This window comes from Mesorhizobium sp. M0491, assembly GCF_040321265.1.
Taxonomy (GTDB): Bacteria; Pseudomonadota; Alphaproteobacteria; order Rhizobiales; family Rhizobiaceae; genus Mesorhizobium.
In genome coordinates this window covers 264,795-284,133 of the sequence record NZ_JAMYRE010000005.1, presented here as the reverse complement: position 1 = coordinate 284,133, position 19,339 = coordinate 264,795, and the positions used below count along the sequence as shown (strand labels likewise).

Below are 19,339 nucleotides of genomic sequence, written 5' to 3'. Positions count from 1 at the left end.
TGAAGGGAGCAAACATGTCGAGAACCCTCGTGCTCGTGCGCCACGGCCAGAGCGAATGGAATTTGAAAAACCTGTTCACCGGCTGGCGCGACGTCGACCTGACCGAGCAGGGCCATGCCGAGGCCAAGGCCGCCGGCCAGAAACTCAAGGCGCGCGGCCTGAAATTCGACATCGCCTTCACCTCGGCGCTGATCCGGGCGCAAAAGACCTGCCAGCACGTTCTCGACGCGGTCGGCCAGAGCGACCTGAAGACCATCCGCGACCAGGCACTGAACGAGCGCGACTATGGCGACCTTTCCGGCCTCAACAAGGACGATGCCCGCAAGAAATGGGGCGAGGAGCAGGTGCATGTCTGGCGCCGCTCCTACGACGTACCGCCGCCCGCCGGCGAAAGCCTTAAGGACACTGGCGCCCGCGTCTGGCCCTATTACCTGCACGATCTGCAGCCGCATGTGCTGCGCGGCGGCACCGTGCTGGTCGCCGCGCACGGCAACTCGCTGCGCGCGCTGATCATGGCGCTCGACGGCAAGTCGGGCGAGGAGATCGTCAAGCTGGAACTCGGCACCGGCGTGCCGGTCATCTACCAGCTCAACGCCGATTCCACCGTCGCGTCCAAGGAAGTGCTGGACGACTGAGCCGGCGAACGGAGCAACCGCGAAAAAAGCGCGTTGACACACATCGCTTGCCCGCTTACATGAGCCCGCACCAGCCCAGATGGCGGAATTGGTAGACGCGCACGGTTCAGGTCCGTGTTCCGCAAGGAGTGGAGGTTCGAGTCCTCTTCTGGGCACCAAATTCCGGTTTCGAACCCTTCGACGGTTCAGAAACTTAAAGAAAAAGCCCGGTTCGTCCGGGCTTTTTCTTTGCGCGGCTCAAGGTCACTCTAAAACGGCCGTTTCAGCGAGGCCAGCGCCTACGCCGTGCAGCAAAGACTTGTTGCACTGCACCAAAATTTGCGGCTATGTGCAGATATCCAAGATGGACCCAGTGCAATTCCGGGTGGCTCTTCCGGCCGCCGATCCGCCGGACAACAACAAAACCAGATCTGCGCTGACTATGATGGGCTGCGGTCCGTCGCGGTCTGGAAATGATTGACCGGAATTCCATGCTCACATTCAAAACCTACCGCGACGAGTGGCGCGGCAACCTGCGCGGCGACGTGCTCGCGGGCATTGTTGTCGCCCTGGCGCTGATACCAGAAGCCATCGGTTTTTCTGTCATTGCCGGCGTTGACCCCAAGATTGGGCTCTACGCTTCTTTCTCCATCGCCATGATTATCTCCATCACCGGCGGCCGGCCGGCGATGATTTCAGCTGCCACCGCGGCCACAGCCGTGCTTATGGTCACCTTGGTGCGCGACCATGGTCTGCAATACCTGCTCGCGGCAACCATTCTGGCCGGCGTGGTCCAGGTCGCGGCCGGCTTCGCCAGGCTGGGTTATGTGATGCGGTTCGTGTCGCGCTCGGTGATGACCGGATTTGTCAACGCGCTTGCGATTCTGATCTTCATGGCCCAACTGCCGGAGCTGGTCGGCATGCCGTGGCAAACCTATGCGATGATCAGTCTCGGCCTTGCCATCATCTATCTGTTTCCCCGCATCACGAAGGCGGTGCCCTCGCCTCTGGTGTGCATCATCGTGCTCACCACCCTATCGCTGCTGCTTCACATCGACGTGCGGACGGTGGGCGACCTCGGCGAACTGCCGTCGAGCTTGCCGACCTTCCTGCTGCCGGACGTGCCTTTCACGCTGGAAACGCTGTGGATCATTTTGCCTTATTCACTAGGCGTGGCCGCGGTTGGCCTGCTCGAAAGCCTGCTGACGGCGTCCATTGTCGACCAGATGACCGACACAAAAAGCGACAAGAACCGTGAATGTGTTGGCCAGGGTATCGCCAACTTCGTAACCGGGTTCCTGGGCGGCATGGCCGGCTGCGCCATGATCGGCCAGTCGGTTATCAACGTCAAATCTGGTGGACGCACGCGGCTTTCCACATTTGTGGCCGGGGCGTTTCTGTTGTTCATGCTCATGTCGCTCGGCGACTGGCTGCGCGTCATTCCCATGCCGGCCCTGGTCGCCATCATGATCATGGTATCGATCGGCACGTTCAGCTGGTCTTCTCTGAACGATCTCAGGAAGCACCCCCGTCGTTCAAGCATCGTCATGCTGGCGACAGTGACCACCGTGGTCGGGACCCACAATCTCGCGCTTGGTGTCGGGGTGGGCGTGCTGCTCTCGGGCATCTTCTTCGCTTGGAAGGTGTCGCAGATTTTCCGCGTCACCTCGACCCTCAGTGGCGACGGCCCGGAGCGCCATTACCTTATCGAGGGCCAGTTATTCTTCGCTTCAGCGGAGGACTTTCTGAACGCGTTCGATTTCAAGGAGCGCCTCCAGCGCGCCGTCATCGACGTCACTCACGCTCATATCTGGGACCTCACTGGCGTCGGCGCAGTCGACACCGCCGTTCTCAAGTTCCGCCGCGAGGGCGTCGAGGTGGAGGTGGTAGGTCTCAACGAGGCCAGCGTCACCATCATGGACAAACTTGCCATGCACAATGAGCCGGGTGCTTTGGAACGAGTCTTCAGCCACTGACGAAGGCCTTCCGACTGAGGTTCTTCGGCTGGTGTCTCGGTTTGGATCCTCGCCCGAGATGACGACGGCGTGGTGTCTACCAGCCAGACCTCCCCTCCTGGTCAGGGCTCCAACAAACCGCTTCAAACTCCGCGCCCGCTTCGCTACGCTCAACCATGGCTCAATCCACCACCCAGATCTTCGGTGCCCGCCGCGACCAGGCGTTCCCCACGCTGGCCGAGGTGGACATCGACCGCATGCGCCGGTTCGGCGAGGCCAGCGCCTATGCGGCCGGCGAGAACATCGTCACGGCGGGCGATGTGGCGCCCGGTCTGATCGTCGTGCTGTCGGGCAGCGTGGATATCACCCAGGATGGCGGGCTCGGCAGGCGCGAGACGATCTTCACCCACGGTCCAGGCAGCTTTGTCGGCGAACTGGCGCAGCTTTCGGCCCGTCCCTCGCTGGTCAATGCGCAGGCCGCCGAACCGGTGGAGGCGTTCGTCATCGCCTCGCAGCGGCTGCGCGACCTGATGGTGCAGGAGGCCAATCTCGGCGAGCGCATCATGCGGGCGCTGATTCTGCGTCGCGTCGGGCTTTTGGAGAGCGCCACCAGCGGGCCGATCATCATCGGACCCCAGGACAATGCCGACGTGTTGCGGCTGCAGGGTTTCCTCGCCCGCAGCGGCCAACCGCACCGCGTGCTCGATTCAGACAGCGATCCCTGCGCCAAAACCCTGGTAGAACGCTTCGAGGTCGATCCGCACCACCTGCCGATCGTGCTCTGTCCAAACGGCAGGCTGCTGATGAACCCGGGTGAAAAGGACCTCGCCCGCTGCATCGGCCTGCTGCGGCCGATCGATGCCGATACGGTGTATGACGTGGCCATCGTCGGCGCCGGCCCGGCAGGGCTGGCGGCGGCGGTCTATGCGGCATCCGAAGGCCTGTCGACGATCGTGCTCGATTGCCGTGCCTTCGGCGGACAGGCCGGCGCCTCCTCGCGCATCGAGAACTATCTCGGTTTCCCCACGGGCATTTCGGGCATGGCGCTGATGGCGCGCGCCTACAACCAGGCGCAGAAATTCGGCGTCGAAATGGTGATCCCGGACGAGGCGAAGCTTTTGAGCGCTGCCGCCGACGCGTCAGGCGCCCGCTATCTGCTCGATGTCGGCGACGGCGAGACCGTGCGCGCGCGCAGCGTGGTGATCGCCAGCGGCGCGCGCTATCGCCGCCTCGACATCGCCAATCTGGCGCGGTTCGAGGGAACGTCCGTGCATTATTGGGCGTCGCCCATCGAAGGCCGGCTTTGCGCGGGCCAGGAAGTGGCGCTGGTCGGCGCCGGCAATTCGGCCGGACAGGCGGCCGTCTATCTGGCCAGTCATGCGCGGAAAGTGGCGCTGCTGGCGCGCGGCGGCAGCCTCGATGCCAGCATGTCGCGCTATCTGGTCGAGCGCATCCGGGCGCAGCCGAACATCGAGGTGCTGACCGGGACCGAAATCGAGGCTCTGGAGGGCGAAGAGGGCAATCTTGCAACAGTGCGCTGGCGCAACCGCGCCAACGGCGCGGAAACCACGCGCTCGATCCGCCATCTCTTCCTCTTTATCGGCGCCGATCCGAACACCGATTGGCTGGCGAACTGCGATGTGGCGCTGGACGCCAGAGGTTTCGTGCGCACCGGCTCGGACATAGGATCGGCGCAGATGGAGACCAGCCGCAGCGGCGTGTTCGCCATAGGCGACGTCCGCGCCGGCTCGGTCAAACGTGTCGCGGCGGCTGTCGGCGAAGGCGCCCAGGTGGTCGCGGCATTGCATGCATATCTCGCGCGCGGCAACGCCGATACACCTCGAATGGCAGGAGAGCATCATGGATGAATGCAGACATACGCGCGACATCAGGAAGGTGACGCCGAGCGCGCTCGGCTGCGAGGAATGCCTGCAGAGTGGGTCGCAATGGGTGCATCTGCGGCTCTGCCGCACCTGCGGCCATGTCGGCTGCTGCGACGACTCGCCCAACCGCCACGCCACCAAGCATTTCCACGCCACCAAGCATCCGATCATCGAGGGCTACGATCCACCCGAAGGCTGGGCATGGTGCTATGTCGACGAGGTTTTTATCGAGCTTGGCGACGATGTGACCCCGCAGAACGGCCCGATCCCGCGCTTTGTTTGAGCGACGGCAGATGGCGAAGGAATCCCGAGAAAAGCGCGATCCATCCGGGCTTTCTTGGCGGCCGCCCCCCTGCAGAACGGCTTGGCAGTCAGTCGGCGAAATACAGATATCCCAGCCACCCGGCCAGCACGATCGAGGCAGCCCAGATACAAACAATGATCACCGCCGCGTAGCGGCTCACCGGCCTGTCGGCGGCCAGCGCGGCGGTCTTTCTGTGTTCCGCCATCACCTCGGGCGGTATCATCCTGACCACGGCAAGGACGCCCAAAGGGACAAGGATGACGTCGTCGAGATAGCCGATCACCGGAATGAAATCGGGGATCAGGTCGATTGGCGACAAGGCATAGCTTGCAACACACACGGCAAGCGCCTTGGCATACCAAGGCGTTCGGGGATCGCGAGCGGCGAGGTAGAGCGCATGCACATCGCGCTTGATCGTTCGGGCCCACTCATTCAGTGCCATCGGATGATTTTAACGCCAAATGAAAACCGCCGATAGCGCACGCCTCCGAGAGTGTCTCGAAGAACCGATGACCGCTGGTTTACCGCACGGAGCCGGTGACGGTCGGGTCGATCATGCTGGGAACGGACTTGCGTTCGTTTCCGGCAAGCGCCGCTATGATCAGCAGGCTGGCAACCACCGGGACAAACAGGATGGCGACGCGAGCTTGCACGTAAAAGATGGCGCGCCATTCATTGCGCTTGTCGGAGCTGTTGCTCATCATACTCACTTTGTCGGTCCCCCACGCGGTGACATAGCCGCGAACGGTTAAACAACTCCTTCCGACTTCGTTAACCCAGCGGAATTGAGGCGAAATTCCCAAGCGATGCCCCAGATGGCGATGCCAGGCTCAGTTCAGCCCGATAAGCCTGGCGCCCTGCCGGAACAGCGTCACGGCGTCCGGCTCGAAGCGGAAGGTGCCGATGAAATCGTCGGCGCAATAGTCCGGCCTTGTCTTGCGAATGGCGGCGGCGAAGCCGCGCGCCTCGTCGAGCCGTCCGGCCAGCGCCAGGCAGTGTGCGGCGATCGCCAGTATGATGGCGTGGGCGTTGGGCCGCGCCGCCGCCTTCAGCGCCCATTCGGCCGCTTCCTCGAACTGGCCGAGCCGGACATGCGCCATGGCGCGTGCGCCCAGCATGCCGAACAGCAGCGGGTCGAACGGGCTGAGATGGCGCGAATGATCGGAAGAGCCTATCGCCGCTCGCGGGTCGCCCGACTGCGAATGCACGAAGGACAGCGCGTAGTGGCCGAGCGCGAAGTTGGGGCTGAGATCGACAGCCCGTTCCAGTTCGAGCAGCGAACCGTCCTGCTCGCCGCGCAGCCACAGCGCCCGGCCCATTGCCCAATGCGCGGCCGGATTGTGGTCGTCGACCAGCAGGCTGTGTCCGGCGCTCTCGAAGGCCAGCGCGCTTTCGCGGTCGCGGTCGCCCCAGCGCTGGAAGGCGTTCTGCCAGTGGGTGAAGGACAGGCCGGCATAGGCGCGGGCGAAGGTCGGGTCGAGCTGCAGGGCCTGGGCAAAGAAATGCCGCGCCTGCTCGTTTTCGGCCTGGGTGAAGCGGTACATGTGCCAGAGGCCGCGATGATAGGCCTCCCAGGCGTTGAGCGAGCAGGGCGCCTTCAGCATGGCGCGGTTGCGCTCGACCGTTTCGATCTCGGCCGAGATCGAGGAGACGATGCTGTTGCCGATGTCGTCAAGCACGGAAAAGATGTCATCGGGCCTGCGCTCGAAGGTCTCGGCCCAGACGATCCTGGCGCTGCGGACCTCGATCAGTTCGACGCTGACGATGAGGCGGCCGGACGGGCTGCGCACGGTGCCGGTGGCGACATAGTCGACATTCAGCCGGCGGCCGGCATCCTCGGGCGCGATGTTCTGCTCTGCCAGCGCAAACACCGATCCGCGCGCGATGACGAAGAAGTCCCTGAGCTTGGCCAGGCGGGTGATGATGTCGTGGGTGAAACCGTCGGCCAATCCGCCGCGTGCGCCGCCGACCTCCTCGACAAACGGCATCACCGCCAGCGAAGCATGGCTGGGCTCGACCGGGCCGGGTGCGGTCGGCGTGGCCACCAATGGCGATAGTGTGGACAGGCAGGCCGTCCGAAGCGAGATGCCCGACTGTCGGTCACGGATCGCCCGCCAGGCCGCGCGAAGCGGTGCGAAATCCAGTTCTTCCGATTTGAACAACTGTTCTGCCGCCGCCAGATGCTCTTCAGCCGCGCCGATCTCGCCGCGTCCGGCCAGACCTGCCAAAAGTGCCGCATGTGCACGCCGGTCGAACGGCGCCAGTTCCACCCATGTGTCGAGATGGGCGATCGCCTCGTCGCTGTCTGCCGCCAGGCTGCCGACGAGTTGCTCCAGCACGGCGACGTGGCACGAGTGGAAGCGGCGGCGCTGCGCGGTCAGCCAGCTGTTGAAATGCGGGCTGCGCTCGAGCTCCAGCCCGTCGAGGAAATCGCCGGCAAACAGTCTGGCCAGCGCCCGCAAGCGCTCGACATCAAGGGTGCCGAGCCCTTGCGTGGCGGCCTGGCTCACCTCCAGCGCATCGACCAGGCAATCGCTCAGATCGAGTGCGACCGTGTCGCCCTGTGTCGCGACCCGGTGTCGGCCCACCGCGTCGAGCGTGCTCCGCAGCTTGCTCAGGCACCAGCGCAGTTCGCCCCTTGGGTCGTTCGGCACATCCCACAACAACTCGCACAGGCGACTGCGGCCGACCGGATGCGGCGCCAGCGCCAGATAGGCGAGCAGCGCGCGCAGCTTGCGTGACGCAGGCAGGGTAACCGGAGCGCCGTCGTGGGAGATCATCAGCGGCCCGAGCAGGCGCACGGAAAGGACCGGCATCTCGACGTCCAGCCTCGATCGGTTGGATTCCACGTGCGTTTCCACGCCTGCTCCCACGCTGGCCTGTCGGCCTCTCCTGTATCACCAAACACGACACGGCGCATCCGGCAGCGGATTTCAGCGCCCGATACAGCCATTGCCGCTGTGCGGCATGTCAGTCCTAGCGCGGCAAGGTCACCAAACCTCGCCGCCCAACCCGCTGGCTTGTAACCGGCCCGTGAAGACAAAACACGATGACAATCAGGGAGACCAAGATGTTGCAGCAGCAGAAGATCAGAACCACGGCCGGGCGCGGCCGCCTGTTCGACAGCATTCTCGACACCGTCGGCGACACGCCGGTGGTTCGCATCAACAATCTCGGACCGGCCCACGCGACGATCTACGTCAAGGCCGAGTACTTCAATCCCGGCGCTTCGGTGAAGGACCGGCTGGCGCTCAACATCATCGAGGAGGGCGAGCGCAGCGGTGCGCTGAAGCCGGGCCAGACGGTGGTCGAGGCGACCAGCGGCAACACCGGCATCGGCCTCGCCATGGTCTGCGCGCAGAAGGGTTATCCGCTGGTCGTCACCATGGCCGACAGTTTTTCGGTCGAGCGCCGCAAGCTGATGCGCATGCTGGGCGCCAGGGTGGTGCTGACGCCGCGCGCTGAAAAAGGTTTCGGCATGTACAAGAAGGCGGTGGAACTGGCCGAGGCCAATGGCTGGTTTCTCGCCCGCCAGTTCGAGACGGCCGCCAACGCCGCCATCCACGAGGCGACGACGGCGCGCGAGATCGTCAATGATTTCGCCGGCTCGCGGCTCGATTGCTTCGTCACCGGCTATGGCACCGGCGGCACGGTGGTCGGCGTGGCGCGCGTGCTGCGCCGCGAGTGTCCGGAAACCCGTATCGTGCTGTCCGAGCCGGCCAACGCGCAGCTCATCGGCAGCGGCAAGGTGCAGCAGCGCGGCGCCGATGGTGCCCCGGCCGCCAGCCATCCAGCCTTTGAACCGCACCCGATCCAGGGCTGGACGCCGGATTTCATCCCCAACGTACTGCAGGAGGCGATCGACACCAGCCTCTATGACGAGGTGATGCCGATCGCCGGACCCGAAGGCATCAAATGGGCCAGAGAATTGGCGCGGAAAGAGGGCATCTTCACCGGCATTTCCGGCGGCGCGACCTTCGCCGTGGCACGGCAGGTCGCGGAGAAGGCGCCGGCTGGCGCGGTGATCCTGTGCATGCTGCCCGACACCGGCGAGCGCTACATGTCGACACCGCTGTTCGACGGCATCGAGGCCGAGATGGATGCCGACGAGACTGCCCTGTCGCGCTCGACGCCCGGCTGTCAGTTTCCCGCGGCTTGACGGGAGATCCGTCATGGACGCCGTGCAAGAAAACCTCGGCCTGGTGGCCGAGGAAACGCTCGATCCCCTGGACTGGGCCGATGTGCAGGCCCTGTCGCACCGGGTCATCGACGATGCGGTCGATTATCTCCGCGATGTGCGCGACCGCCCGGTCTGGCGGGAGATGCCGGCCGATGTGAGAAAGGCCTTCTCGGCGCCGCTGCCGCGCTCCCCGGCGCCGCTGGATGCTGTCTATGCCGAGGTGTCCCGCACGGTGATGTCCTATCCGATGGGCAATATCCATCCGCGCTTCTGGTCCTGGTATATGGGGTCGAGCAACTTCACCGGCGCGCTCGGCGATTTCCTGGCGGCTATCCAGGGCTCGAACCTCGGCGGCGGCAACCACGCCGCCGGGCTGATGGATAGCCAGGTGGTGAACTGGTGCAAGGAGATGCTGGGCTTTCCAGCTTCTGCCGGCGGTACCTTGGTCAGCGGCGGCTCGATGGCCAACATCATAGGGCTGACCGTGGCGCGCAATGTCAAGGCCGGCATCGACGTGCGTGAGCACGGTGTCGCCGCCATCGAAAAGCCGCTGCGCTTCTACGGCTCGGAGCAGATCCACTCGTGCCACCGCAAGGCGATGGAGGCACTCGGCCTCGGCAACCGGGCACTGCGCCGCATACCGACCGATGCCGGGCTGCGCATCGATATCGCTGCCTTGCGTGCGGCGATCACCGAGGACCGCAGGGCAGGGTTCAAACCGGCCTGCGTCATCGGTACGGCCGGCACGGTCAACACCGGGGCGATCGACGATTTGCAGGCGCTTGCGAAGCTGGCACATGAGGAAGACCTCTGGTTCCATGTCGACGGCTGCATCGGCGCGCTGATCGCCATTGCGCCTGAAAATGCCCATCGCGTCGCCGGCATCGAACGGGCGGATTCGGTCGCGCTCGATCCGCACAAATGGCTGCACGCGCCATTCGAGGTCGGCTGCGCCCTGGTCAGGGATGCCGCCGCGCATCGCGGGGCCTTCGCTGTGACGCCGGAATATCTGGAATCGATGCCGCGCGGCCTCGCTTCCGGCGAATGGTTGCACGACTACGGCCTGCAGACGTCGCGCGGTTTTCGCGCGCTGAAGGTGTGGATGGCACTGAAGGAGCACGGTGTCGAGAAATTCGGCCGCCTGATCGACCAGAACATTGCTCAGGCCGTCTATCTTGCCGGCCTGATCGAGGCCGCACCGCGGTTGCAGCTGGCGGCATCGCCGACCGTCAACATCGTCTGCTTCCGCTATCAGCCCGGTCTGACAGGCGAGGCTCTGAAGGCGCTCAACACGGAGATCATGCTGCGGCTGCAGGAACAGGGCATTGCGGCCCTTTCGGACACCACGGTGCATGGCGAGCACTGGTTGCGCGTGGCGATCACCAACCATCGCACACGGCGCGAGGATCTCGACCTTCTGGTGCATGAAACGGTGCGGCTGGGGCATGACATCGCAACGCAGGGTTCCGCGCCTTCCTAGTTACGGGCAGGCATGCGATTCTGCCGCGATGATTCGGGAGATCCAGGCCGTGACGCTGTTTCGTATGGTTGCACTGGCAGCGCTGGTCTTCACCGCCCCGGCGCAGGCCGCCGACATGGCCTTTTTCGTCAAGAACCTGCGCAAGGAATCTGTCGCGGTCGAGCTGTTCAGCCGCGACCGTGAGACGGTCTGGCCGGGCAATGACAAGGTGTTCCTGATCGAACCCGAGTCGCAGAAATCCGTGCCGCTGTCCTGCAATCAGGGCGAACATATCTGCTACGGCGCCTGGGCCGACGGCAATGACAGCATCTCCGCCGGCGTCGGGCCGGACAATGACCAGCCCTGCGACACCTGCTGCTTCATCTGCGTGGAACATTCCACCGAGACGATCGATCTGGTGCCGTAGAGCGCGGAAGTTTCGTTGGACCCAAATTAAGTCGGGGATCGGCCCGTCCGGTCCACTTCCGCGATTCAGCGCTGCATGCAATGGTCGCCCCGCGGCCGGGTGGGCCGCTTGTTCGGGGGTTATCATGTTTCATGCCTATGCGCGCCGCATGCTGGCCGCGCTGTCCTTCGTCATGCTGGTTGCGTCGGCGGCGCAAGCCGACGATGTCACCTTCGCCATCAAGAACAGCCACCCCAACGCCATGCGCGTCGAGCTCTACAGCCAGGATCGCGACTATGTCTGGCCGGGCGAGGACAAGGACTACGTCCTCGACGACGGCGAGACCAAGCAGCTGCCGATATCCTGCAACGCGGGCGAATCGATCTGCTACGGCGCCTGGGTCGATGGCGATGAGGGCACCTATTGGGGCGTCGGTCCAGGCAACACGGAAAAATGCGAAGATTGCTGCTACACCTGCAACGGCGGCGAGACCGAGGAGATCGAGCTGGTCCCCTGACCGGTTTGCCAGCTTGACGGTCTTCGGGCCGGAAGCCATGGCCTGTGCAAATACCCAGCGCGCGCCGCCTCGAACTGTTCAGACGCGACGCGCTTCAGGCAAAAGGAGCTCAGCTATGGCCGGCATGGTCGAAAGCGACAAGATCGACGTCGGGTTTTCCGGCAAGCGTTGCATCCATTCGCGCAACTGCGTGCTCGGCGATCCGAATGTCTTCGTGCCCAACGCGCCGGGCCAATGGATCCATCCCGAGGCGGCCAGCGTCGAGAAGATCGTTGCCATCGCCGAAAGCTGCCCCTCGGGCGCCATCACCTACATCAGGAAGGATGGCGGGCCGCAGGAGCAGCCGCCGGTGGTCAACACCGTGCGGCTGCGCGAAAACGGCCCGCTGGCGGTACACGCCGGGATCGTGCTCGACGGCGAGACTTCTTATCGTGCCACGCTCTGCCGCTGCGGCGCCTCGGAAAACAAGCCGTTCTGCGACGGTAGCCACAACAAGTCAGGTTTTGCCGCCACCGGCGAGCCACCGCTGAAGGACACGCTGGCGCTCGAAGCGAGGAATGGTCCGCTGAAAGTGACGCCGACCACCAATGGCCCGCTCAAGCTAGAGGGCAATCTCGAGATCGTCACCGGAACCGGCCATACGGTCGACCGTACGCAACGCGCCTTCCTCTGCCGCTGCGGCCATTCCGCCAACAAACCGTTCTGCGATGGCACGCACAAGAAGGTGGGGTTTGTGGGGTAGCTGTTTTGGCCGGCGGGACAGCACCCCCCTCTGTCCTGCCGGACATCTCCCCCGCAAGGGGGGAGATTGGCAGTTTCCGCCGGCGGCGCCCTTTTCGGCATTGAAGATTGGCGAAAGCGGGGATGACATCCGATCTCCCCACTTGCGGGGGAGATGCCTGGCAGGGCAGAGGGGGGTGCTGTCCCGCCGACCTCGCTTGTTCACCACCACCAACCTACCTACCGTGGCCCAGCGCTCGCGGCTTTATCGTCCGCTCCGTATCGGCTAAGGGCAGGGACAAATAAATTGCCACCCGGACCGCCGCCAAAAATGACAGCCAAGACCAAGCCAAAGCCGCTGTTCCTCGGGATCGACACCGGCGGCACCTATACCGATGCCGTGTTGTGGTCTGAGACGGAAGGCCCGCAAGAGGGGCCGAACAAGGGCAAGGTGCTGGCCAAGGCCAAGGCGCTGACCACACGGCATGACCTCGCCGTTGGCATTTCCGGCGCCGTCGACGCGGTGCTGCAGAAAGCCGGCACCGATCCCGCCGCCATCAAATTGGTGTCGATGTCGACGACGCTTGCCACCAACGCGCTTGTCGAGGGCCAGGGCGGCCGCGTCGCGCTGGTGATGATCGGCTTTTCCGAGGGCGACCTCGCCCGCGACGGGCTGAAGGCCGCGCTCGGCACCGATCCGGTGGTTTTTTGTCCGGGCGGCCACGATGTGCACGGCAATGCCGCCAAGCTCGATCTGTCTGGACTGGAGGCGGCGTTGCCGGAACTCGGCGCCTCGGTGTCCGGCTTTGCCGTCTGCGCCTATTTTGCCACCCGCAATCCGGCGCATGAGATCGCCGCCCGCGAGTTGATCCGCGAAAAGACAGGCCTGCCGGTCACATCGAGCCACGAGCTGTCGGCCAAGCTCGGCGGCCCGCGCCGGGCACTCACCACTCTGCTCAACGCCAGGCTGATCTCAATGATCGACCGGCTGGTGGCGGCAACCGAAGGCTTTCTCCAGGCGCGCAACATTGCAGCCCCGCTGATGGTGGTGCGCGGCGACGGTGCGCTGGTTTCGGCAGCGTTTGCCCGCCAGCGGCCGATCGAGACCATCCTGTCCGGCCCGGCCGCCAGCCTGGTCGGCGCCCGCCACATGACCGGGCTCGACAATGCTGTGGTGTCGGACATCGGCGGCACCACCACCGACGTCGCCGTGCTCGACGGCGGCCGTCCCAGGCTCGACCCGGAAGGCGCCACCGTCGGCGGCTTCCGCACCATGGTCGAGGCCGTCGCCATGCGCACCTTCGGCCTCGGCGGCGATTCCGAAGTGGCGCTGGAAGATGGCGCGCTCAACCCGAAGATCCTGCTCGGGCCGCGCCGCCTGGTGCCGTTGGCGCTGGCCGGCATGGCGCACGGTACAGCTGTCACCTCCGAACTCGAACGCCAGCTGCGGGCGCCCAATCCCGGCCGCATGGACGGCCGCTTCGCGGTGCGCACCGGCGTGCCGGACCGGCTCGCCGCCGGCCTGACCGGCGCCGAAGCCAGGCTCTACGAGCTGATCGGTGCCGTGCCGCTCGCCGTCGACAGGCTTTTGAGTTCCAACGCGCAGAACGCGACGCTGAACCGGCTGGTGTCGCGCGGGCTGGTGCATGTCGCCGGCTTCACCCCGTCGGACGCCGCCCATGTGCTGGGCAAGCAGGCGAACTGGGATCCCATCGCCGCGCGCCTCGGCGCCGAACTGTTCGCCCGCAAGCGTGACGGCCGTGGCCAGAACATCGCCGCTTCGCCGGAAGCGATTTCGGAACGGGTGCTGGTGACGCTGACGCGCTGGTCGGCCGAATATATCCTCGAGACCGCCTTTGCCGAGGATGGGCTCGATGGCGCGTCGACGGTGGCGCACGCCCTGGTGCAGCGCGCGGTCGACGCGCATCCCGGCATCGCCCGCCTGAGCGTTGCGCTCGACCGCCCGGTCATCGGCCTCGGCGCCTCGGCGCCGCTGCACTATGCCGGGCTGCCGCCGCTGATCGGCAATGACTGCGTGGTGCCCAGGGATACCGATGTCGCCAACGCGCTCGGCGCCGTCGTCGGCCAGGTCAGGGTATCGGCCGAGGCGCGGGTCAGCCAGCCCATGGAAGGGCTGTTTCGTCTCGCCTCGGGCGAGACCGTGCGCGATTTCCTCGACGAGGCGACGGCGATCGCGGCGGCCGAGGCCGATGTCCGCGCCATCGTCGCGGAGCGCGCCAGGGATGCCGGCACCGACAGCGCCGAGATCGACGTCGCCACCGAATTCCGGGTCTCGACCGTCGAAGCCCAGCGCATGTTCATCGAGGCGCATGTCGTGGCCGTGGCCTCGGGAAGGCCGCGCATTGCGGTTTGAGCGGGGCGGCGAAATACGCCACCTTCACCCTAAGCTGAATTGACCCGGCAAACCTGACATGCCAAAGGCCCGCAAAGCCTTTCATCTGGAGTAGCCTGATGACCGACCGCATCGAGATCGCCGGATTGCGGATTGCCCGCGAGCTGCATGAGTTCGTGGCCAGGGAAGCGCTGCCGGGCACGGAGATCGAAGCGGACGCCTTCTGGAACGGTTTTTCGGCCATCATCCATGATTTGGCGCCGAAGAACCGGGCGCTGCTGGCAGCGCGTGACGCCATCCAGGAACAGGTAGATGGCTGGTATCGCGATCACGGCGCGCCGGTCGACATGGAGGCCTACAAGGGCTTCCTGAAAGAGATCGGCTATATCGTTCTGGAGGGCCCGCCCTTCAGCGTGTCGACCGACAATGTCGACCCCGAAATCGCTGATGTTGCCGGACCGCAGCTGGTCGTGCCGGTGATGAATGCGCGCTATGCGCTCAACGCCGCCAATGCGCGCTGGGGTTCGCTCTACGATGCGCTCTACGGCACCGATGCCATCCCCGAAACGGATGGCGCCGAAAAGGGCAAAGCCTTCAATCCGGCGCGCGGCGCCAAGGTCGTTGCCTGGACGAAGACCTTCCTCGACGAGGCTGCCCCGCTCACCTCGGGCAAATGGGCCGGGGTCAACGGTCTGTCATTGGCGCAAGGCGCCCTGCGGCTAAGCGCCGGCGCCGGCTCGACGACACTGGCCGACCCCAGGCAATTCGTCGGCTATCGTGGCGATGCCGCCAATCCCGATACCGTGCTGCTTGTGCGCAACGGCCTGCACATCGAGATCGTGATCGACCGCAACAACCAGATCGGCCGCACCGATCCGGCTGGCATCGCCGATGTCATCCTGGAATCGGCGCTGACCACCATCCAGGACTGCGAGGATTCGGTCGCGGCGGTGGATGCGCCAGACAAGGTCGTCGTCTACCGCAACTGGCTCGGCCTGATGAAGGGCGATCTGACGGAAGAGATCACCAAGGGCGGCAAGAGTTTTGTCCGCAAGCTCAACCCTGACCGCTCCTACACCGCGCCCGCCGGCGGCACGCTGACCGTGCCCGGCCGCTCGCTGATGCTGGTCAGGAATGTCGGCCACCTCATGACCAATCCGGCGATACTGGATCGCGACGGCAACGAGGTTCCGGAAGGCATCATGGATGCGGCGATGACGGCGCTGATCGCGCTGCACGATGTAGGGCCGAACGGCCGCCGCGCCAATTCCCGCGCCGGCTCGATGTATGTCGTGAAACCCAAGATGCATGGGCCGGAGGAGGTCGCTTTCGCCGTCGAGATATTCGACCGCGTCGAGGCCCTGCTCGGCATGACTGAGAATACCATCAAGATGGGCATCATGGACGAGGAGCGGCGCACCACCGTCAACCTCAAGGAGGCGATCCGCGCCGCAAAAGAGCGTGTCGTGTTCATCAACACCGGCTTCCTCGACCGCACCGGCGACGAGATCCATACCTCGATGGAAGCCGGCCCGATGATCCGCAAGGGCGACATGAAGCAGGCCGCCTGGATTTCCGCCTACGAGGCGTGGAATGTCGACACCGGGCTGGAATGCGGCTTGGCCGGCCACGCCCAGATCGGCAAGGGCATGTGGGCGATGCCGGATTTGATGGCGGCAATGCTGGAACAGAAGATCGCCCACCCCAAGGCTGGCGCCAACACCGCCTGGGTGCCGTCGCCGACGGCGGCGACGCTGCATGCCACGCACTACCACAAGGTCGATGTCCATGCCGTGCAGGCCGCACTCAAGAACCGGCCCAAGGCAAAGCTCGACGACATCCTGTCGGTGCCGGTCGCGGTGCGGCCGAACTGGTCGCCTGAAGACATCCAGAAGGAACTCGACAACAACGCGCAGGGCATTCTTGGCTATGTCGTGCGCTGGATCGACCAAGGCGTCGGCTGCTCGAAAGTGCCTGACATCAACGATGTCGGCCTGATGGAAGACCGCGCCACGCTGCGTATTTCCTCACAGCATATCGCCAACTGGCTGCACCACGGCGTGTGCAGCGAGGACCAGGTGATGGCGACGATGAAGCGCATGGCTGACATCGTCGACCGCCAGAACGCGGGCGACCCACTCTACCAGCCCATGGCCGCCGATTTCACCAAGTCGATCGCCTTCCAGGCCGCTTGTGACCTGGTCTTCAAGGGCCGCGTCCAGCCCAACGGCTACACCGAGCCGGTGCTGCACGCGCGGCGGCTGGAACTGAAGGCGCAGCAAGCCTGAGGCAACGGATCGGTTTTGTCGTATTTCGCTCGACGGTGGTGAAATCGCCAGCGGCGTTGAAGGCGCGTCCGCGACTGGTGCGGCGGATGCTATTTGCTTCCGGCCACAGACAAGGCGTCAGGAAGCCGTATGGTCCAGGAGCCGGATGGTGGGATCGCGACGGTGTTCGGAGTTGACCCGATCGACGCCTTCCACCGTAATCGCGATCGTCCCGTTTTCCACTCTTGCTATCCAGCCCTTCGCTTTCAGATACCAGAGATGAAATTCGAGATGCTCTCGCGGACAGCCTGACAAGCGTTCGAGCTCCACATCTCCGATCCCGGGATTGCTGACGTCGTGCCGGCGCTTCGCGTAAAGCAGCGACAGCAGCCTGGCCTGGATCACGACATCCCGCTCGACGCCCTTGGTGCTGCTGGCTTCCTCGGTCAGCTCGCGGCGAAGGCCGGCATGGTCCTTGTACGCGATGTCGTATTGAGCGCGTTTGACCGGATCCTTGAGCGTGTTGTGGGCTTCCACGATTTCACTGAAGCGGGCTTCATCGCCGGTTTCGCGATTGTCGGGATGATAGCGCATCGCAAAATAGCGAAAAATGCGCTCCAGCGTTTCCGAGTTGGCGTTCGGGCTAACTTCCAAAACTTCGTAGTAGTCAATGAACATAGCGGGCTCCCCGACCGCAACCATATTCGCATTGTCTAAATAAGGAATGTCCAATGCAGAGACCAAGACTTTGGTCCGATGCAGGTGACGTCCACGCCTCCGGAAGAGGGAGAAATGGCCGGCGCCCGCTCGGTTGGGGGCCGTTGGGTGGTGAGGACGCCGGCCAAGCGGACAATCAGGTCCGCCGCACCGTGGAGATGATCGATTCGCAGGCGCGGGGTTATGGCGTGATCGCGGAAGGCAACGTGGCGAGGTCGGCTTGTCGGGCGGCGAGGGACCTACGCCGCCTGCGCCATCCGCTCCGAGCTCATGCGGTAGGAGATCGCCTCGGCCAGATGGATTCGGCCGACGGTTTCGCTGGCGTCGAGATCGGCCAGTGTGCGCGCCACTTTCAGCACCCGGTGGTAGGCGCGGGCGGAAAAGGCGAGCTTCTCGCTGGCGTCCTTGAGCAGCGACAGGCCGGTGGCGTCAGGCATGGCGATTTCCTCGATGATCGACGGTGAGCAATGCGCGTTGGTGGTGGCGCGGGTGGCGCCGAGCCGCTCGAAGCGTTCGCGCTGGATGGTGCGGGCGCGTGCCACGCGCATCGCCACATCGGCACTCTTCTCCGCCCGGTCGGGCCGGATCAAGTCGCTGGCCGAGACCGCCGGCACTTCGATCCTGAGATCGATGCGGTCGAGCAGCGGGCCCGAAATGCGCGCCTGATAGTCGGTGCGGCAACGCTCGCCGCGCAGGCAGCGATAGCCTGGCTCGCCGGCCATGCCGCAGCGGCATGGGTTCATCGCCGCCACCAATTGGATACGCGCCGGATAGGTGACGCGATGGTTGGCCCGCGCGATCATGCAGTCGCCGGTCTCCAGCGGCTGGCGCAGCGCATCGAGCGTCTGCGGCGTGAACTCGGGAAACTCGTCGAGGAACAGCACGCCGTGATGGGCCAGCGACACCTCGCCCGGCCGCGCGCGGATGCCGCCGCCGACCATCGCCGCCATCGAGGCCGAGTGGTGCGGCGCGCGGAACGGCCGCCGGTCGGTCAGCTTGCCTTCGCCGAGTTCCCCCGCCACCGAGGCGATCATCGAGACTTCGAGCAATTCCTTCGGCGCCAGCGGCGGCAGGATCGACGGCAGCCGCTGCGCCAGCATCGATTTGCCCGATCCTGGCGGTCCGATCATAAGCAGATTATGACCACCGGCCGCCGCCACCTCCAGCGCCCGCTTGGCGGTCTCCTGGCCCTTGATGTCGGCGAGGTCGGGCAGATCCAGCGCCGCGGCGTGGATGCCGGCCTCGGGGCGCGACAGCACCTGCGTGCCACGAAAATGATTGGCGACGGCAATCAGGCTGCGCGGCGCCAGAATGTCGAAATCCTTTCCAGCCCAGGCCGCTTCCGGTCCGCAGGCGAACGGGCAGATCAGGCCCTTGCCCTCGGCATTGGCCGCGATCGCCGCCGGCAAGGCGCCGGCGACCGCGGCAATCGTGCCATCGAGCGACAATTCTCCAAGCACGACATAGCCGGCTAGCATGTCGCCCGGGATGGCGCCAAGGGCAGCCATCAGGCCAAGCGCGATCGGCAGGTCGTAGTGACTGCCTTCCTTCGGCAGGTCGGCCGGCGCCAGATTGACAGTCACCTTCTTCGACGGCATCGACAGGCCGGAAGCATGCAGTGCGGCCTGCACCCGCTCGCGGCTTTCGGCCACCGCCTTGTCGCCCAGGCCGACGATATGCATGTTGACCTTGCCGGGCGCGATCATCACCTGCACGTCGACCGGCACGGCCTCGATGCCTTGGAAAGCGACCGTGCGAACCCGCGCCACCATTTTTTGTACCCCCGGACAGTAGTTCGCCCATGCCCTGGCGATCAGGGTGTGAGCGAAGTCAAAGAAGACAACCACAGATTTCGGAGTTAAGCAAGAACATTACGAGAACATATAGCTTCACCACGGTGAGAATTCTGCCGGCAAGGAGCGCCGTCCATAAGCTAGGCTTTGATCGGAAGCTTGAGCGCCCGC

At 64.8% G+C, this 19,339-nt stretch carries 16 protein-coding genes, 1 tRNA gene and 1 other annotated feature; of the genes, 12 read left to right on the top strand and 5 right to left on the bottom strand.

What is annotated here, in order from left to right:
- Positions 1 to 14: 14 nt before the first annotated feature.
- The 5 genes from NKI69_RS08640 to NKI69_RS08620 all read left to right on the top strand — a co-directional run bounded on the left by NKI69_RS08640 (position 15) and on the right by NKI69_RS08620 (position 4,735).
- Positions 15 to 635 (top strand): 2,3-bisphosphoglycerate-dependent phosphoglycerate mutase, encoded by a 621-nt coding sequence (locus NKI69_RS08640; RefSeq protein WP_352720969.1) that lies wholly within the window; start codon positions 15 to 17, stop codon positions 633 to 635.
- A gap of 73 nt (positions 636 to 708) precedes the next feature.
- A tRNA-Leu gene (locus tag NKI69_RS08635) sits at positions 709 to 793 on the top strand.
- Between the two features lie 184 nt (positions 794 to 977).
- Positions 978 to 1,033 (top strand) — a sequence feature (sul1 is cis-regulatory element that is thought to sense ions involved in sulfur or methionine metabolism; They are found in Alphaproteobacteria).
- Between the two features lie 72 nt (positions 1,034 to 1,105).
- Positions 1,106 to 2,590 carry a SulP family inorganic anion transporter gene (locus NKI69_RS08630; RefSeq protein ID WP_127296996.1) on the top strand — a complete coding sequence of 495 codons (1,485 nt, stop codon included), beginning with the start codon at positions 1,106 to 1,108 and terminating at the stop codon, positions 2,588 to 2,590.
- A 155-nt stretch (positions 2,591 to 2,745) separates the two neighbouring features.
- The gene (locus NKI69_RS08625; protein WP_352720968.1) at positions 2,746 to 4,437 is read left to right on the top strand and encodes an FAD-dependent oxidoreductase; all 1,692 of its coding nucleotides are present in this window, start codon (positions 2,746 to 2,748) and stop codon (positions 4,435 to 4,437) included.
- Positions 4,430 to 4,735: a UBP-type zinc finger domain-containing protein gene (locus NKI69_RS08620; RefSeq protein WP_023814177.1), complete on the top strand. Its 306-nt coding sequence runs from the start codon at positions 4,430 to 4,432 to the stop codon at positions 4,733 to 4,735. The genes NKI69_RS08625 and NKI69_RS08620 overlap by 8 nt, the downstream gene beginning before the upstream one ends.
- Before the next feature lie 88 nt (positions 4,736 to 4,823).
- Here the strand turns inward: NKI69_RS08620 and NKI69_RS08615 are convergent, their stop codons facing one another.
- From NKI69_RS08615 to NKI69_RS08605, 3 genes are all read right to left on the bottom strand, one after another.
- Positions 4,824 to 5,198, bottom strand: coding sequence for a YkvA family protein (locus tag NKI69_RS08615; RefSeq protein WP_352720966.1), 375 nt, complete (start codon positions 5,196 to 5,198; stop codon positions 4,824 to 4,826).
- Between the two features lie 79 nt (positions 5,199 to 5,277).
- Positions 5,278 to 5,460: a hypothetical protein gene (locus NKI69_RS08610; protein ID WP_502896789.1), complete on the bottom strand. Its 183-nt coding sequence runs from the start codon at positions 5,458 to 5,460 to the stop codon at positions 5,278 to 5,280.
- A 126-nt stretch (positions 5,461 to 5,586) separates the two neighbouring features.
- Positions 5,587 to 7,572 carry a BTAD domain-containing putative transcriptional regulator gene (locus tag NKI69_RS08605; protein ID WP_352720964.1) on the bottom strand — a complete coding sequence of 662 codons (1,986 nt, stop codon included), beginning with the start codon at positions 7,570 to 7,572 and terminating at the stop codon, positions 5,587 to 5,589.
- Between the two features lie 254 nt (positions 7,573 to 7,826).
- Between NKI69_RS08605 and NKI69_RS08600 the strand changes: the two genes are divergently transcribed.
- From NKI69_RS08600 to NKI69_RS08570, 7 genes are all read left to right on the top strand, one after another.
- On the top strand, positions 7,827 to 8,915 hold the full coding sequence (locus NKI69_RS08600) for a PLP-dependent cysteine synthase family protein (RefSeq protein ID WP_023814181.1): 1,089 nt from the start codon (positions 7,827 to 7,829) through the stop codon (positions 8,913 to 8,915).
- Positions 8,916 to 8,928: 13 nt separating this feature from the next.
- Entirely contained in the window at positions 8,929 to 10,416 is a 1,488-nt protein-coding gene (locus NKI69_RS08595) for a pyridoxal phosphate-dependent decarboxylase family protein (protein WP_023814182.1), read from the top strand.
- Between the two features lie 49 nt (positions 10,417 to 10,465).
- The gene (locus NKI69_RS08590) at positions 10,466 to 10,822 is read left to right on the top strand and encodes a hypothetical protein (protein WP_023814183.1); all 357 of its coding nucleotides are present in this window, start codon (positions 10,466 to 10,468) and stop codon (positions 10,820 to 10,822) included.
- A 124-nt stretch (positions 10,823 to 10,946) separates the two neighbouring features.
- Positions 10,947 to 11,318, top strand: coding sequence for a hypothetical protein (locus NKI69_RS08585; protein ID WP_023814184.1), 372 nt, complete (start codon positions 10,947 to 10,949; stop codon positions 11,316 to 11,318).
- Between the two features lie 115 nt (positions 11,319 to 11,433).
- The gene (locus NKI69_RS08580; RefSeq protein ID WP_352442629.1) at positions 11,434 to 12,060 is read left to right on the top strand and encodes a CDGSH iron-sulfur domain-containing protein; all 627 of its coding nucleotides are present in this window, start codon (positions 11,434 to 11,436) and stop codon (positions 12,058 to 12,060) included.
- Positions 12,061 to 12,369: 309 nt separating this feature from the next.
- A complete protein-coding gene (locus NKI69_RS08575; protein WP_352720961.1) occupies positions 12,370 to 14,412 on the top strand; it encodes a hydantoinase/oxoprolinase N-terminal domain-containing protein in 2,043 nt (680 codons plus the stop codon).
- Positions 14,413 to 14,510: 98 nt separating this feature from the next.
- Positions 14,511 to 16,679, top strand: coding sequence for a malate synthase G (locus NKI69_RS08570; protein WP_352720959.1), 2,169 nt, complete (start codon positions 14,511 to 14,513; stop codon positions 16,677 to 16,679).
- Between the two features lie 117 nt (positions 16,680 to 16,796).
- On the opposite strand, the gene NKI69_RS08565 is transcribed toward NKI69_RS08570, so the two are convergent.
- Positions 16,797 to 17,336 carry a DnaJ domain-containing protein gene (locus tag NKI69_RS08565; RefSeq protein ID WP_127296986.1) on the bottom strand — a complete coding sequence of 180 codons (540 nt, stop codon included), beginning with the start codon at positions 17,334 to 17,336 and terminating at the stop codon, positions 16,797 to 16,799.
- A 278-nt stretch (positions 17,337 to 17,614) separates the two neighbouring features.
- The gene (locus tag NKI69_RS08560; protein WP_128305159.1) at positions 17,615 to 19,147 is read right to left on the bottom strand and encodes a YifB family Mg chelatase-like AAA ATPase; all 1,533 of its coding nucleotides are present in this window, start codon (positions 19,145 to 19,147) and stop codon (positions 17,615 to 17,617) included.
- Positions 19,148 to 19,339 lie beyond the last annotated feature (192 nt).

Excerpts from the sequence above, each read along its gene's own strand:
- NKI69_RS08575 (WP_352720961.1), top strand. The coding sequence starts at position 12,370 with ATGACAGCCAAGACCAAGCCAAAGCCGCTGTTCCTCGGGATCGACACC.
- NKI69_RS08640 (WP_352720969.1), top strand. The coding sequence starts at position 15 with ATGTCGAGAACCCTCGTGCTCGTGCGCCACGGCCAGAGCGAATGGAAT.
- NKI69_RS08585 (WP_023814184.1), top strand. The coding sequence starts at position 10,947 with ATGTTTCATGCCTATGCGCGCCGCATGCTGGCCGCGCTGTCCTTCGTC.
- NKI69_RS08625 (WP_352720968.1), top strand. The coding sequence starts at position 2,746 with ATGGCTCAATCCACCACCCAGATCTTCGGTGCCCGCCGCGACCAGGCG.
- NKI69_RS08600 (WP_023814181.1), top strand. The coding sequence starts at position 7,827 with ATGTTGCAGCAGCAGAAGATCAGAACCACGGCCGGGCGCGGCCGCCTG.
- NKI69_RS08605 (WP_352720964.1), bottom strand. The coding sequence starts at position 7,572 with ATGCCGGTCCTTTCCGTGCGCCTGCTCGGGCCGCTGATGATCTCCCAC.
- NKI69_RS08560 (WP_128305159.1), bottom strand. The coding sequence starts at position 19,147 with ATGGTGGCGCGGGTTCGCACGGTCGCTTTCCAAGGCATCGAGGCCGTG.
- NKI69_RS08565 (WP_127296986.1), bottom strand. The coding sequence starts at position 17,336 with ATGTTCATTGACTACTACGAAGTTTTGGAAGTTAGCCCGAACGCCAAC.
- NKI69_RS08595 (WP_023814182.1), top strand. The coding sequence starts at position 8,929 with ATGGACGCCGTGCAAGAAAACCTCGGCCTGGTGGCCGAGGAAACGCTC.
- NKI69_RS08610 (WP_502896789.1), bottom strand. The coding sequence starts at position 5,460 with ATGATGAGCAACAGCTCCGACAAGCGCAATGAATGGCGCGCCATCTTT.
- NKI69_RS08570 (WP_352720959.1), top strand. The coding sequence starts at position 14,511 with ATGACCGACCGCATCGAGATCGCCGGATTGCGGATTGCCCGCGAGCTG.
- NKI69_RS08620 (WP_023814177.1), top strand. The coding sequence starts at position 4,430 with ATGGATGAATGCAGACATACGCGCGACATCAGGAAGGTGACGCCGAGC.
- NKI69_RS08580 (WP_352442629.1), top strand. The coding sequence starts at position 11,434 with ATGGCCGGCATGGTCGAAAGCGACAAGATCGACGTCGGGTTTTCCGGC.
- NKI69_RS08615 (WP_352720966.1), bottom strand. The coding sequence starts at position 5,198 with ATGGCACTGAATGAGTGGGCCCGAACGATCAAGCGCGATGTGCATGCG.
- NKI69_RS08630 (WP_127296996.1), top strand. The coding sequence starts at position 1,106 with ATGCTCACATTCAAAACCTACCGCGACGAGTGGCGCGGCAACCTGCGC.